The organism is Pantoea sp. JK (genome assembly GCF_026130245.1).
Lineage (GTDB): Bacteria > Pseudomonadota > Gammaproteobacteria > Enterobacterales > Enterobacteriaceae > Pantoea > Pantoea trifolii.
This window is the reverse complement of sequence record NZ_JAINFN010000005.1, coordinates 42,553-56,775: the sequence shown is the minus strand read 5'-3', so window position 1 is coordinate 56,775 and position 14,223 is coordinate 42,553. Positions and strand designations below refer to the sequence as shown.

Genomic DNA, 14,223 nt, shown 5'->3' with positions numbered 1-14,223 from the left:
CAAGAGCAGGAGTTAACAGTTTTTGGAGTCAAGCTAATTAGCATAAAATCTCTCAACTGATGGGATATGGAGCAGCAGAAATAAATGACGACATGGCTGTAGGCACAAAAATCGATCTTCGATCTGGAAGTAATCTCTGAGCGGTAGTGCAACAATGCTAGTGAACTTGAACGGCAGTTAAACGAGCTATCCTTCCGCAATAATGCCAACGCCCGAGCGTTGACGACTAAAATCGAGCAAGCCTGAACAGCACTTAGCGATCACAGCGTGGTCTCAACGTCTGGTTCCAGTCCATCAGCGCGTCATCCCGTTTCGGCGTCCACGCAATCCCCCCAAGTAGCGCCCCGCAGTGCTCCTAAAACGGTACTCTCACTGTTGAGGGTGAATAGCCAAGCTTCGTAATGAGTGGCTAAAGACAGTTGTTTGTATTGCCGAGAGTAAAGGGAGTGGGCTTTTTCTGTTCAGTTGTTGCTTTACCTATGATCCACTTCTGCAAGTGGTTTTACTCACTTAACGAGGTGTCCATCAAGAATGGGTTAGATCATCATGCTGCTCGAACGACAGACCGAGAACTCGAGTTCGCACCAGTGAATTGAGAGCAGTCAAGTACCCGCTAATTTTGCATAGTCTTTTAAGGGTTGATTGAGTAGACTATTAATTACTTTAAACGACTATAGTCTTTTTTGAAGGGTGCCACTGTTATGACCACCGAACCCTGGGTCACCGCCCTCGACGTTGCCCAACACTTGGGGGTTGTCAAAGATACTGTCTACCGCTGGCGCGAACGCAAGGGACTACCCGCCCATAAAATTGGCCGACTGTGGAAGTTTCAGCTGTCTGAAGTGGACGAATGGGTGCGAGCAGGAGGGGCGGATGAGCCTACTGAGGAAGGTAGCACAGAATGACTTCAAACCGTGACGAAGCACAGACTCGCACCGAGATTATTGATTCGCAGCTCGCTCGTTCTGGCTGGTCACGAAGTCGGCGTACCCTTATAGAGGAATTTCTGCTCAAAACGGTGGAGCCCGAGAGTACCGATAACGACCACCAATTTGCGGATTACATTTTGCTCGGCTCAGACGGCACACCAATTGCTGTAGTCGAAGCTAAACGATCATCTCGCGATGAACTTGCAGGAAAGCGCCAAGCTGCAGATTACGCGGATGCGATCAAAATCCAATTTGGCAGCGAGCCGTTTATTTTCCTCACCAATGGCAAAGAAATCCAATTTTGGGATCGTGCTCGTTACGCCCCTCGCAAGATCTCCGGTTTTTATACCCGAGATGATTTGGAGCGCCTACGACACCAGCATCAATTCGCCGAGCCCGTGGACAATGTAACTATCAATGCTGACATAGCCGGACGCGACTATCAAAACGAGGCTATTCGTCGCGTCACTGAAGGCGTAGATACCGCCAAACGCAAGTTCTTATTGGTGATGGCCACTGGTACGGGAAAAACGCGAACGACGATTGCCCTGGTTGATACCTTGCTGCGCTCCAAGCGCGTGCAGCGAGTGTTGTTCCTGGCAGACAGGCGGGAATTGGTGCGTCAGGCTATGTCGGAGTTCAAATCATATCTGCCCAATGAAAGCTTGGCTCGCATCGAATCTGGCGAAACCTCTGGAGCTCGCATCCAGTTTTCCACCTACCCAAGCATGATGCAGGTGTATTCGCGCCTGTCAGTCGGTTATTACGACCTGATCGTAGCCGATGAAAGTCACCGTTCCATCTACCAGCGCTACAAGGCAATTTTTGATCATTTTGATGCGATACAGCTCGGGCTAACCGCAACCCCAACCGATTATATCGACCATAACACATTTGAACTATTCGATTGCGGCGACGGTGCACCCAGCTATTACTATAGTTACGAACAGGCCATCGCTGATCAGAATTTAGTGAATTATCGTGTGCTTGACGCACAAACCAACTTTCAGCTTCAAGGTATTCAGGGGGACGTACTACCAGAGCCCTTGAAGCAAATGGCACGTGATCAAGGCGTAGATCTTGATGAGCTAAATTTCGATGGCAGCGAAATCGAAAAAGGCATCATCAATCAAGGAACCAACGATGCCATGGTGAAAGAGTTTATGGACAAAAGTCGCAAAGATGTTCGCGGCCTGCCGCACAAATCTATCATCTTCGTCGTCAGTCACGCTCATGCCAAAAGACTTTACGAAGGCTTTAATCGCCTGTATCCAGAACTGCAACGCCAGGGCATGGCCGAAATCATTGACAGTCACATGGAACGTGCTGATGCCACGTTGGACGATTTCAAATACCGTACCATGCCGCGTGTGGTCATCTCGGTGGATATGCTTGATACCGGGGTGGACGTTCCAGCTATTCAAAACTTGGTCTTTGCCAAGCCTGTATTCAGTAAGGTCAAGTTCTGGCAAATGATCGGGCGTGGCACAAGACTACATATCGACAAGTCAACAGGTGAGGTCAAGAAGGATTTTCTTATCATTGATCATTGGAAAAACTTCGCCTACTTCAAGCTCAAACCCGATGGTGAAGTGGAGTATCCGAGTGAGCCGCTGCCAGTGCGTCTGTTCCGTCTACGTTTGGAAAAGTGGCTGCTTCTGCACTCCCAGCAGCAAGATACACAAACGGCCATAGCCGCTTTGCTGGCTATGCTGGATGCTTTACCTCGGTACAGCATCAACGTGCGGCCACATTGGGATGACCTCGACAAGCTGTTGCGACAATGGCCAGAGCCCAGTCAAAGTGCATTGGAGCATCTATCTAAGACTATCGCGCCATTGATGCGTTTTGCACTGTTGGTGAGTTTGGAAGAATTGCAGTTCCGTATCTGGTGTGAGCGTCTTACTGTGGCCTGTCTAAAGGGCGATGCTCTCGAACAAACCAAAGTGCAGGAACGCATCCAAGAGGCTGTGTTTAGCTTGGCCGACAATATCCCGGAAGTGCAGCGTGTGTCTGAACAACGAGTTTGGGTGCAATCTACTGGTTTTTGGCAGCACCTAGATACGGCACGTCTGAGCATGCTGCAATCTGTGTTCTCACCTTTGATGCGCTACCGCACTTCCATACCTAGCCGCACGGTCGAAATCAATCTACCTGATAGCATTACGCAACGTAGCTGGATAATTTATGGTCCCACCGGCGAAGGAGCTTTCGCGGAAAGTTATCGTGAACAGGTGGAAGCGTTGGTACGCCGGCTGGCGGGCCAGCTACCAGAACTAGCCAAACTCAAACAAGGCGAGCATCTGGATGACGAGGAATTGGACCAAATCAGTAAAACATTGAACCAGGCTGATCTATTCGTTACCGAAGACACCTTGCGCAAAGCTTTTGAAGCCCCAGTTGCATCGCTAGCTGATTTTTTACGCCACATACTTTGTGATGGTGCGCAACTGCCTAACCGCGAGCAGCGCATCAATGCCGCTTTTGAAGCATTCATTGCCGCTCACGGCTATTTGCGAGCCAATCAACTTAATTTCCTGCGCGCTGTAAAGGCCGCCGTGCTGCGCCACGGGAGCATTACCCATGCAGCACTCAGCGAACCACCGCTCTCACGTGTTGGCCGAGTGGAAACGCTATTTCCGCCGCAGGACATCGACGAACTAATCAACCTCGCCAACCAACTGTTGGACGACGCAGCCTGATTTATGAAGGACACCCTGAATGCTTGCACCTCATATTAAGAAAAAAGTTGATGAACTTTGGAACCGTTTTTGGGCGGCTGGCCTCACCAACCCCTTGGTGGCAGTTGAGCAAATTACCTATCTGCTTTTCCTTAAACAACTGGAAGACATCGATCTCAAGCGCCAGCAACGCGGCCTTTCCTCGATCTATGAGGGCTATAAGTCCTGCAAGTGGAGCTACATCCGCCAAGAAAAGACCAATCCTGCCCATTTGATTGACGTGGTTTTCCCGTGGTTACGGGAGCTCGATAAACACTTCAGCAGCGCCAGCACCGGCGGTACAGAGCTAGCTAGCCTCAATAACCGCATGGCTGATGCCTACTTCCAGCTAGACCCCAACAAAGGCAAAGTGCTGAGTGACGCGATTGATGCCATCGATCAACTCTTCGCCAGAGCGGGTGAAGGCTCAGCCGCCCAAGACATCATGGGCGACACCTTTGAATACCTGCTTAGCGAAGTAGCCACGGCAGGTAAGAACGGCCAGTTCCGCACACCGCGACATTTGATCCGTTTCATGGTTGAGCTACTCGACCCTGAGCCAGGCCAAAGCGTAATAGACCCCGCCGCCGGCACCGGTGGTTTTCTGTTTAGCACCCAGCAGCACTTAATGCGTAAATTCTCCGCGCAAGACAATCTCGTGTTGGAATGGGACGGCACCCCGCATCGCACAGATGGTGCCGCCGCCACACCAGAGCAATATGCCGCCATCCACAATGGTGCCTACTTCGTCGGTCTCGATAACGACCGCACCATGGCCCGCATCGGCTGGATGAACTTGGTGCTACATGACGTGACCGACCCGCACTTGCTACAGGGCGACTCCCTCAGCAGACGCGAAGGAAAAGCCAAGCTTAAAGAACTGCTTGAGCCTGGTAGCTATCAATTCGTGCTGGCTAACCCCCCCTTTACCGGAACAGTCGACAGCGGCGATCTGGAGCCTGACACCATACTGTTCCCACGCGTGGGCGGTGGTGGTAAGAAAAAGGATGAATCAATCACCAACAAGAGCGAACTGCTCTTTCTGTGGTTGATGCTCGACTTACTCGATATTGGCGGGCGCTGTGCTGTTATCATCCCCGAGGGTGTTTTATTCGGCAATACCGATGCCCACGTGCGTTTACGCCGTGAGTTGCTGGTCGAGCATATGGTAGAAGGGGTAATTTCCCTTCCCGGCGGTGTTTTTCAACCGTACACCGGAGTCAAGACCTCCATCCTGATCTTCAGAAAAGTCACTCGGCGTGACAACAAGCAAAACTTGCCCAGCAACGCCGCGCCACTTACCGAACACGTTTGGTTCTATGAAGTGGAGGAAGACGGCTACTCAAAAGATGCCAAGCGCAATCCACGGCCAGGCCAACAAAACGACCTATGGGATGCGCTCATCAAGTTTAAAGCTTGGATCGAGGATGGTCGCAGTGGCGCGCAAAGCCATGAAAAGACCTTGCTGCAACCTAGTTTTTTTACCGAACGCTGGCGCCAGGCCCTACTGCGTGACACTGCCGATAAACTCACACCCGCAGGTGAAGCTTTCTCTACCTTGCCCGACACCAGTATGTGGGACGGTCAGGTATGGGGCATACACGAGCTGTTTCCCGAACTTCCTGCTGACCCTAAAGAAGCAGAAAACCAGGTGCGCAACGAAGCCAGCCGGACACTCAACGATTTGGTGATCCAGTTCTTCGCAGCCCCCACCCAGCCTGTGTGGGCCAAGTGGAAAGACAAGGCCACTACAGCTGAACAAATGGATAGCGACAAGGCGCTGGCGGAATGGAGAAAAGCCATCAGAGTACCGCAGCAAGAATTCAACCGTGCCGCACGCTATGTGCAGCGCTTTTTTGAAGCGGAAGATGGGTCCGCGTTACAGCTGTGGAAAGGTATGGTCAAGGATGCGCTCAACGCCGGCTTGTCCTACCACCAGCAGGCAGTTATGCAAGCGCCCACGGTACAGTTCAGCACCTATGAGCCGGTGGCCGACTTAAACGCTGCACTGGAAGGCATCGCTCGCGAAATGGCTAAGCTCGACGGCTTTGACGTAACCCTACGTAGCCTAGCTATTGATCAAGCTACCGAGCTCAAAGCTGCCAAGCATTGGGTCGTCCCCGTGCGGGCTTGGGCGCGTAACGATGAGTGGCAAAGTACAGATGGCCAGCTCGTAGGCTCACACGATGCAGAAGGATTAGTGCGGCCTTCTTACGTGGAAGCGATGCTGGCCGATGGGCTCTATGCCGAAAAAGGTGTACTGAAAGGTGGATTGCTAGATTCGGACTGCATCGAGGCTCGGGACTGGAACCTCTCCGCTGGCCAGTACAAACCATTCGACTTCACCCAGCTCAAGAGCGACCAGAGCGTGGCCGAATTGATCGGCGCGCTTAAAACTACCGAACAAGAGATTATCAAAGGCTTGGATAAATTGCTGGCGATGGTGGAGGGGCGGGAATGAAGTTGCCAGAAACTTGGGTGCAAGCTCGGCTAACCGATGTTTGCGAATTGAACCCTCGTCTCCTTGCACATCAGCGGCCAGAGGACGATACAACCGTAACTTTTGTACCGATGTCTGCTGTCGATGAACATCGCGGTGTGATAGACAAAGCAGAAACTCGCATGTTCGCAGAGGTGGCAAAAGGCTACACAAGTTTTCGTGACCATGATGTGCTTTTCGCAAAGGTCACGCCTTGCATGGAAAACGGAAAGGCTGCCATAGCTCGCAACCTGAATAATGGTCTTGGTTTTGGCTCAACAGAATTCCATGTGTTGCGTTCGAACAACGTTGTTCTTCCGGAATACATTTTCAGCTTTATTCGGCAGAAGGCTTTTCGAGAGCGGGCAGCATCCGCGTTTGTAGGCACAGGAGGCTTGCAACGGGTTCCTCCTGATTTTCTTTCACGAGTAAAAATCCCACTCCCCACACTCCTCGAACAACAGCGCATTGTTGATGTGCTGCAGCAGGCCGAGGTGGTGGAGAGGTGCAGGGGGCAGTTTGATGAGCTACTTGTTAGGGTCAAGCGGCAGTTGTTCGTTGAAATGTTTGGAGATCCAAACCCGAAATTTAATTCGCGTTGGCCGATCGTCAGGCTCGGCAAATTTGTTACCGTCGCGACGGGTGGTACACCATCACGAGCACAAGCTGACAGCTATGGAAGTGCCCACGCTTGGGTGAAGTCAACGGACCTCAAAGATGGCTTAATCGACACGACGGAGGAGCGGGTATCGGAGCTTGGCATTCAGCGAAGCAACGCCAAGCTATATCCCAAACAGACAGTCATGTTAGCAATGTATGGCCAGGGACAAACTCGGGGGCGCACAGGAAAATTGTTGATCGAAGCTGCGTGCAATCAGGCATGTGCAGCACTATTGCCAAGCGAAGAATTACTTCCAGACTATCTATGGATTTGGCTGCAACTTTCCTATGAATCCGTACGAGCTCTCGGACGTGGTGGCCAGCAAGAGAACTTGAATCTAGACATCGTTCGTGGCATACAACTTTCGAAACCACCTGTACCACTGCAGCAAGAGTTTTCTAGGCGCCTAACAGGTCTGCTGGACTTGTTCAAGCAGTCGCGTGACGCCAGAGAACAGCTGACGGCAATGTTGGAAGTGTTGCGGATAGATGCACTGACGGGAGAAGCAACCGCTGTTTGGCGTGAACAGCACGCCGACGAGATCGTGGAAGGATCGCGCGCGCGCGCTACCTTGCTCCGTGAGCGAGGCGCTAAGACTACATTGAATACCAATGTAGTCGTCACTTCCTCGATACAAACCGATTCCATCACCCACCCCGAGCGCCATTGGTTGCTCAGCGAGCTCAATGAGTTCCAACGCCAGGTGTTGACTGCCTTTACAGATTATTGCCTGGAGAGTGGCCAACCCTTGTTGGTTGAAGATCCAGAGGTCTTTTCTCGATTTTGTGATCACGCGACTGTGACGGAACGTCTACAAGTATTTGGCCAGTCGCACGGTAATCGCGTCCGCCGCTCATTGAGCCAATTGGCTTCACTGGGCTTGATCGCCAAAATCACCTTGCCCAAGCAATACTTGGAAAGCGGCGAGCTGGATTATCTTAAAGCCTTCCGCCCCTTGCGCCCGGAAGAGTTCACACGCATGGCTGATTTGCAGACTCTGCGTAAAACGTTGTCGTCCAGTGTTGACCAGCATCACTACCTTTTTGAGGTCCAACTGGACTATGAGACCTCTGCACACGCTGGAGCAAGCGGGATGTTCCAAGTTATCGCTGTCAAAGATGAAGACGGAAAAGACTTCACTCACTTTGTGGACTTGGGTAAGCATTACGCCTCGCTCAATGATCTAAAAGAAGACATCGCCAGCGCGCTTAAGGTAGAGGCGCGGCAAGTTGATTTGGAGTCTGTTTAATGCGCCTTCGTTACTTACGTCTTCAAAACTACCCGCCGATCTCTGACATTAAGGTGTGTTTCGCCAGCGGCTCGCCGCTGGCGCGCGATTGCGCCATTCGTTTCGTCGTCGGTGTGAATGGCAGTGGTAAGTCCAACCTACTGCGGGCTGTCGCCGAGGTTTTCCTAGCATTAGCAGATGGACAGCGAACCCTTTTCCCTGTGCAACTGGTATATGAACTTGGGAATCGCGGCGCATCTAACGCGCGAACATTGTTCGTGGACTGGCTCGGAGACCGCCAGTCCGCGAGTCTGTGGATTGCCGACAAATTTTACTTCCCAGACAACTTGACGGCGGATCAATTCGAGCAAATGCTTGCGCATTTTTCAGTCGAATCCAGCGATATTTCTTCGGAGTTTCGACCTCTTGTGCATAAAGGTGAATGGCCCACAGGTGCGGTGACACCGCACAGCATTGCCTTACCTTCCGCAGTTCTAGCCTACACTACCGGAGACTTGCGCCCTTGGCGTTCGGTGTGGAATCGCAATCAGCGCGCAGAGGGTTTACAGGATAGCAACGATGATACCCAAAGTGACGAACGCCCCGCAGGCTGGACCGTAGCTCAGGAAAATGCCTTTCAAGCAGGGCAACAGGCGGGCGGGAATATCCAGCGGCAGTCCCAGAATGCAAATCCTGGCGAGATGGACAGCTTCCGCCGCCCAGTTTTGCTTGACGCCACATTGCTGAAATGTGCGTTGCTGGCTGTGGCTTTACCACAGGCCTTGGTTGAAGCAAAAGACCAAACAGGGCGAGCCGATAACAAAAATTCATTGCAAAAGCTGCTGGAGCGGGGTGGATGGCACCACTTGGTTTCTGTCGCATTCCGTTCGCGTTTACAAGTGGCTCAATGGGATCAGAAGCTGTGTGAAACCGCCCATGATTGGTGGTTGTGTGCCAGTGAAGTTGTCGCTGAGCCACATCCGTCGGAACCGCGTCGTATCCTGTGGTTCGATTTCAAAGGCTCCTTAAACGCGCAAGGCATCTCGTTTTTGTCACCCGCCCGCAATGAGTTACAAACCTGCACCAGCCAGGGTGAAGCGCTGTGGGCTTTACTCGGTGGCGCCAAGGATGTGAGCAGCTTTGAGCTTTTCACCCGTTTGTTGGAGCTGAATCAGGCTGGCATGTTTGATGATGTGCTGTTGCGTTTGCGCCGAACCCCTGCACCTGACGAAGGTACCGATTCCGACTCGGTTGACATTGGCATATTGCGCTACGAGGAGCTTTCAGACGGTGAGCAAATGGTGTTGGGTCGTATGGCGCTGTTCCACCTGCTGGAAGGCCAGCAGGACTCCCTACTACTTCTCGATGAGCCCGAAACCCATTTTAATGACAAATGGAAGCGTGAGATTGTTGACATCATCGACGATGCGATTGGCAAGACCAGTAACGATGTGTTGATTTCCACCCATTCCGCCATCGTGCTCTCGGATGTGTTCAACAACGAAATCGTGATGATACAAAAAACAGCGGATGGCTCCACCGTGCGCAACGTGGACGAACCGACATTCGCCACTGACCCCAGCGCGTTAATGATGACAGTGTTCGGTGCAGATGACAGTATTGGCAAGCGCGCCCAGGAGTTCATTGAAAAAAAGCTGCGCCAAACGACCGGCACACCAGCAGAAATCGCCGATCTGGAAAGCCTGATCGCCCGAATGGGTTCAGGTTTTTATCGCAGTGAATTGCGCACTTTGCTGAATATATGGCGAGGTAGCAATGCTTAAACCTATCAATCGAGTAGCCTGTTCGCCAGCGCTATTTGCCTGTCAGCAGTTGATGCAGCGTTTTGCGCTGTGGTTGTGTAATCCAGCGATCACATATGCCCACATTAACCAGCAAGGTTTGCAGCCACCGGTGTTGGCCAGCAATATTGAGGCTAATTGGGTGTGGGACTTTCTTCAGAGCATTGAAGCAGGTCAAACACTTTTAAGCCGTGCACAAACGGTTGCTGTAATGCCCGTTGCACAGAAGACGGTGTTGATGACTTGGATACAGTCAGTCTCTGCGCTTGCAACCCAGTTTCAGCCAGCACCAACCCTGTGGCCGATTAATTGTCCTGTTACTAGCGCTTCGGATTGGAAAGCATTCAAAACATTGATGGAAGCCTTTTACGAAAAAGGATTTCGTAGTGGCTTGCCATACCAGCCTGATGGCACCCCCACCGCTGTTGATGGCGTTAAATACGCTGACTATGTGGAAGCTTTCCGCAATGCGCATCGTCTGAATCCAGTTCTTGATGCTCGAGAGGTTTGCGTGCTATGCGGCGGCCCGCTTGGCGACACACCCCACGTTGATCATTGGATTATCAAGAGCAAGTTTCCGCTATTAAGCGTATGTGCTGAAAATCTCGCGCTGATTTGCAGTACTTGCAACGAAGCTCCAAACAAAGGATACAAACCTGTGCATTCCAACGGCAGCTTTGCCGATTGGTTTCACCCATACTTGCGTCCAGGTAATGGCGCGCTACACCTTGAGTACGTCCTGGCGGATCTGTCTGTGCAGTGCTCGTCCCTCACCCCTGCAGATCAGTCCAAATCAGTCAAACTCGACGAGCTGCTCAACCTGAGCACTCGGTGGACGCGGGAGTTTAAAGCGGAATATGCCAAGCATCAGGATGTACTTAGGCGTAGAGAACAGCGCCGGCTCCAAAATGCACAAGCGCGGCATAGCGTGGCCGATATTCAGTCCTACGTACAGCAATGGCAGGCAGATCTGGTGCATAGCGAACCTCATCATGAAGTGCATCAGACTTTGGCTCTTGCATTGCAGGAACCTTCTCGCCTGGCAGCGTGGCACAGCGAGTTAGGTCTCTAGTGACGGAAGCGAAGCCCAAGACAAGTTATATAGCCCCCGCTTGAGGCTGATGTGTCCCCTCGCGTTGGATAGCCAGTTTAATACTCAGCGCTTAATTGATTCTACTTATCAGCGGTGTCAAAAGTAGGGGGATTACCGGCCCGCCTAAGAATGATGTTGTACTACTGCTACGTTAACATGCGGGCAAATGAACTGAGGATGCAGAACTGGCCGTATTCGCTGAAAATGTCGGCAACTACTATATGGATGACGGGGGAAACCGTTAGAGACTGTACCATCTCGAACTTCCGTTTCACTCAACGAGTAGCTGGTTTGGTTTTGTAGTCGCGCTAATCAGAACATCGCCGAGTTTAAACACCATGCTTTGCTTCATATTGGTGTTATCCTCTACTCCTCTAACCAATTGAAGTTAAATTCCCTCTGCTAAATAAAATAGCAATTAATATTCACTCTGTTATTCCACCTAAGGGAATTAAGTTAGAACTACGAATATATAAAAACATCTATTTACTAGTCAGACCTTAATCACTCAATGCTTCACAACTGCATAAAAAAAAACCGAGTTAATAACTTCATCTTCCTTCACCCATCTATTTATGGTTTCACTGAGGTTATCCCAGAGCAAAAGTATGTTGTCAGCCTCACCGCGGGTTTTCGGATCCCTTCCCTTTCCAGCTTCAATTTCTATAAAATTAAACAATTCAACTTCAATTGTCGAAATTGCTTCACCAACGCTCCCCCACCTTTGAATCGGAACTTTTTCGAAAAGCAACCTAATGAGTTCAACCTTAACCGTCAAGAATTTTTTCGCCCGTTCTTTACCACCAACGCTACCATCCTCTCTCGACTTCAACCTTCTATTAACTTCAATCTCAACACTCTCCTCTCTATATCTTTCTTTAATTTTCACACCCAACCATAAATTTAACAAAAACAATGCATCCAACAAATGTAAAACGCTTTCATTAGGTTCATCGTAATTATCAAAATAATATTTACCAAGTTGCTCACTGATAAAAGCGCTTTTTAACAATGAATCAAAATCCCCATGAATTTTTGCCTCAACTAAAGCATGAGAACGAATACCTTGATCACCAAACGACTCATCTGAATATGGTTCGCTGTTATAAACATCAATTGAATATTCACGAGCAACTCGACGAAATTCGTGAATCGTTTCGGATTTGATAAAGGTTTTTGACTCTTTGACAATGTTCTCAAACTGATCACTCAATCTTTCGAACAATATTTCATCACATTTGCACATAGATCAAATTTCGCATCTGAAGTCGATGAAGCATTGTAATCCAATCAAGTGATTTTTCACATTCACCACCAACCACTAAAAAAACATTAAAATCATTATGTTAAGTAAAATTAGTGCTGTGTAAAAAATTACATACCCTTGATGCATAGCCTTGAGTCTGCAAAAACCTCACTTTGGATATCGAACTAAGAAGTTGAAGAGGAATAGCTAAATTGACTGTATCTAATGTGAAAGTACTACGCCTTACACAACTTATGTGCAAAATTTCCGTCAGCCGATCAACCATTTACGATTGGTTGAATCCGAAGTCACCTCGCTATGATGCAAACTTTCCTAAGCAACTACGCATGGGGAGACAAGCGGTTGGCTGGGTGGAGTCCGAAATTGATGCGTGGTTATTAAATTCCTGCATACGTGTCAACAAGCCGGAATAAACAGATTTAATCTTTACTGTATTTAACCGCGCCATTGAGTTAATCAACATCTAAACCTTTAGGTCAACCTTGGGTTTGGCTAGTTTATTTCTGCGTAATTAAGGATATGGGGTAGTAATATCAATATATTTTTGAAACGCACTGGTTTATTTCCTACCAACTGGGGAATGTGGATAATGGCTATCTGTAAAAGGGATAACTGCAACGCTGTAATGGGAAAGAGTGATGAAGAAAGGGGATATCGCTTATGCTCAAGGCATTATTCTGGGATGCTCGCTAAAATCAAAAAAAGAGAGGAAAAGGCAACGGCAACATGTGAACATTGCGGCATCAGCATTGCGCAATCAAGAAACAATAAGTTCTGCAACTTTAATTGTCGAAATAGGGCAAAGCGCATAATTGATGATAATGACATCGTGAATTTGCATAATCATTCATGGTGGATTTGCCTTGAATCAATGCTAAAGGCCAATCCAAAAGGTTTAGGCAGTATTTCGGGTTTGAATGATATTTGTGAGATGATGGGGCTGTATTTCATTAAGTCTAAGTATCAGAAACCCTACAATATGTTTAATGGCGAGTTTGTTACTGATGAAAACGGTGAGCGCATTAAACGTTTCATCCACTGGTTTCCTCTCGAGTTAAGTCATCGCTACCCGAACTCAAAAGGAGGTGCAAATACTGCAAAAAATATTTTGATTGCACCCAGCCTGATCAACCGAATGATTAAAGACTGCCTCCCTTTATGTCAGGAAGGAAACCCGTACAATGGCATTAAAGCTCATGGTAGCGCTTTTAGCATCAGCAAAACCCTGCTGAAGGCATTAGTGGAAAAATTTGGTAAAACGACGGTTAAAGAGGCCCTGTGGTGCGTGAAAAAAATGCCATTTGCTGACATAAACCGACCTAAAAACCTGACAATCAACACTACTTCACAGCCATTGATAGGGCTATTGCTAAGAGAGCTCAGTCGTCTGAATTTGGGTGAGTTACGCGCCGCCGTGAAAGCCATTTCTGAATCATCTCGTATTTGCTCTGATTTCTTGAATGCAGAATTAATTGCCGCTTCATGTTTTCATGCATTACTGAAGGGTGATGAAGACGGATTTCTGGACGAGCTGATGCAACTCGATTTAGTTTGTCGTGAGGCGAACGGAGCCACTGACATTGAAGGTCAAATTAATAGCTTTACTAAGACGCACTCGCGATATATGGAAAAATATTTCCGTGTCAACATGCGTTCTGAGCGCGATAGAAGAAATCTGTACAACCGTTTTTTCACCCACCCACCAACGTATTAACACGCTCGAAAACTTCAACTCATGGCCGCAGTAAATGCGGCCTTATTTTTAAAAAAAATGGAAAAGTCAAGACAAATACTCCTCCATAATAGGAATATGATATCCTCATTTCCCAGAATACGCAGACTTAAAAGCCCGTCCGGTTTTACCTGAGCTGCAGAAAGGAAATGGGGCATCCAGGCTGAACTAAGTTTGGGGCTGGCCTAATGCAAACCATCATTACAAAAAATTATTAGATTGAGTAAAAATCATAAAGCTTACAACACATTTGCTTGAAGAGGACTGAGCTAGTACCTGCATGCTATCATTATCGCTCCGAAATAAAGGCCA

General features: G+C 49.1%; 9 protein-coding genes. 8 read left to right on the top strand and 1 reads right to left on the bottom strand.

The genetic code is table 11. From position 1 onward, the window contains the following. Nucleotides 1-701: 701 nt before the first annotated feature. The 6 genes from PanJK_RS12595 to PanJK_RS12570 are packed head-to-tail and all read left to right on the top strand — an operon-like array spanning nt 702 to nt 10,891. Nucleotides 702-905, top strand: coding sequence for a helix-turn-helix domain-containing protein (locus tag PanJK_RS12595; protein WP_265300086.1), 204 nt, complete (start codon nt 702-704; stop codon nt 903-905). Beyond that, nucleotides 902-3,631, top strand: a complete 2,730-nt coding sequence (locus PanJK_RS12590; protein WP_265300084.1) for a DEAD/DEAH box helicase family protein — start codon at nt 902-904, stop codon at nt 3,629-3,631. Before PanJK_RS12595 ends, PanJK_RS12590 begins: the two co-directional genes overlap by 4 nt. A gap of 19 nt (nt 3,632-3,650) precedes the next feature. Next, the gene (locus PanJK_RS12585; RefSeq protein ID WP_265300082.1) at nt 3,651-6,110 is read left to right on the top strand and encodes a type I restriction-modification system subunit M; all 2,460 of its coding nucleotides are present in this window, start codon (nt 3,651-3,653) and stop codon (nt 6,108-6,110) included. Next, entirely contained in the window at nt 6,107-8,038 is a 1,932-nt protein-coding gene (locus tag PanJK_RS12580) for a restriction endonuclease subunit S (RefSeq protein ID WP_265300080.1), read from the top strand. The genes PanJK_RS12585 and PanJK_RS12580 overlap by 4 nt, the downstream gene beginning before the upstream one ends. Continuing rightward, nucleotides 8,038-9,801, top strand: coding sequence for an AAA family ATPase (locus PanJK_RS12575; RefSeq protein ID WP_265300078.1), 1,764 nt, complete (start codon nt 8,038-8,040; stop codon nt 9,799-9,801). The genes PanJK_RS12580 and PanJK_RS12575 overlap by 1 nt, the downstream gene beginning before the upstream one ends. Continuing rightward, complete coding sequence (locus PanJK_RS12570; protein ID WP_265300076.1) at nt 9,794-10,891, top strand: HNH endonuclease; 1,098 nt, start codon at nt 9,794-9,796, stop codon at nt 10,889-10,891. The genes PanJK_RS12575 and PanJK_RS12570 overlap by 8 nt, the downstream gene beginning before the upstream one ends. A 529-nt stretch (nt 10,892-11,420) precedes the next feature. On the opposite strand, the gene PanJK_RS12565 is transcribed toward PanJK_RS12570, so the two are convergent. Continuing rightward, a complete protein-coding gene (locus PanJK_RS12565) occupies nt 11,421-12,125 on the bottom strand; it encodes a hypothetical protein (RefSeq protein WP_265300074.1) in 705 nt (234 codons plus the stop codon). 245 nt (nt 12,126-12,370) lie between these two features. On the opposite strand from PanJK_RS12565, the gene PanJK_RS12560 reads away from it, so the two are divergent. Together PanJK_RS12560 and PanJK_RS12555 are read left to right on the top strand one after the other, a co-directional pair. Beyond that, a complete protein-coding gene (locus PanJK_RS12560) occupies nt 12,371-12,592 on the top strand; it encodes an AlpA family transcriptional regulator (protein WP_265300072.1) in 222 nt (73 codons plus the stop codon). Nucleotides 12,593-12,768: 176 nt separating this feature from the next. Beyond that, nucleotides 12,769-13,893: a hypothetical protein gene (locus tag PanJK_RS12555; RefSeq protein ID WP_265300070.1), complete on the top strand. Its 1,125-nt coding sequence runs from the start codon at nt 12,769-12,771 to the stop codon at nt 13,891-13,893. Nucleotides 13,894-14,223: the final 330 nt, after the last annotated feature.

Bases quoted from the DNA above. Each gene is read 5' to 3' on its own strand.
- PanJK_RS12595 (WP_265300086.1), top strand. From the start codon at position 702: ATGACCACCGAACCCTGGGTCACCGCCCTCGACGTTGCCCAACACTTG.
- PanJK_RS12590 (WP_265300084.1), top strand. From the start codon at position 902: ATGACTTCAAACCGTGACGAAGCACAGACTCGCACCGAGATTATTGAT.
- PanJK_RS12585 (WP_265300082.1), top strand. From the start codon at position 3,651: ATGCTTGCACCTCATATTAAGAAAAAAGTTGATGAACTTTGGAACCGT.
- PanJK_RS12580 (WP_265300080.1), top strand. From the start codon at position 6,107: ATGAAGTTGCCAGAAACTTGGGTGCAAGCTCGGCTAACCGATGTTTGC.
- PanJK_RS12575 (WP_265300078.1), top strand. From the start codon at position 8,038: ATGCGCCTTCGTTACTTACGTCTTCAAAACTACCCGCCGATCTCTGAC.
- PanJK_RS12570 (WP_265300076.1), top strand. From the start codon at position 9,794: ATGCTTAAACCTATCAATCGAGTAGCCTGTTCGCCAGCGCTATTTGCC.
- PanJK_RS12555 (WP_265300070.1), top strand. From the start codon at position 12,769: ATGGCTATCTGTAAAAGGGATAACTGCAACGCTGTAATGGGAAAGAGT.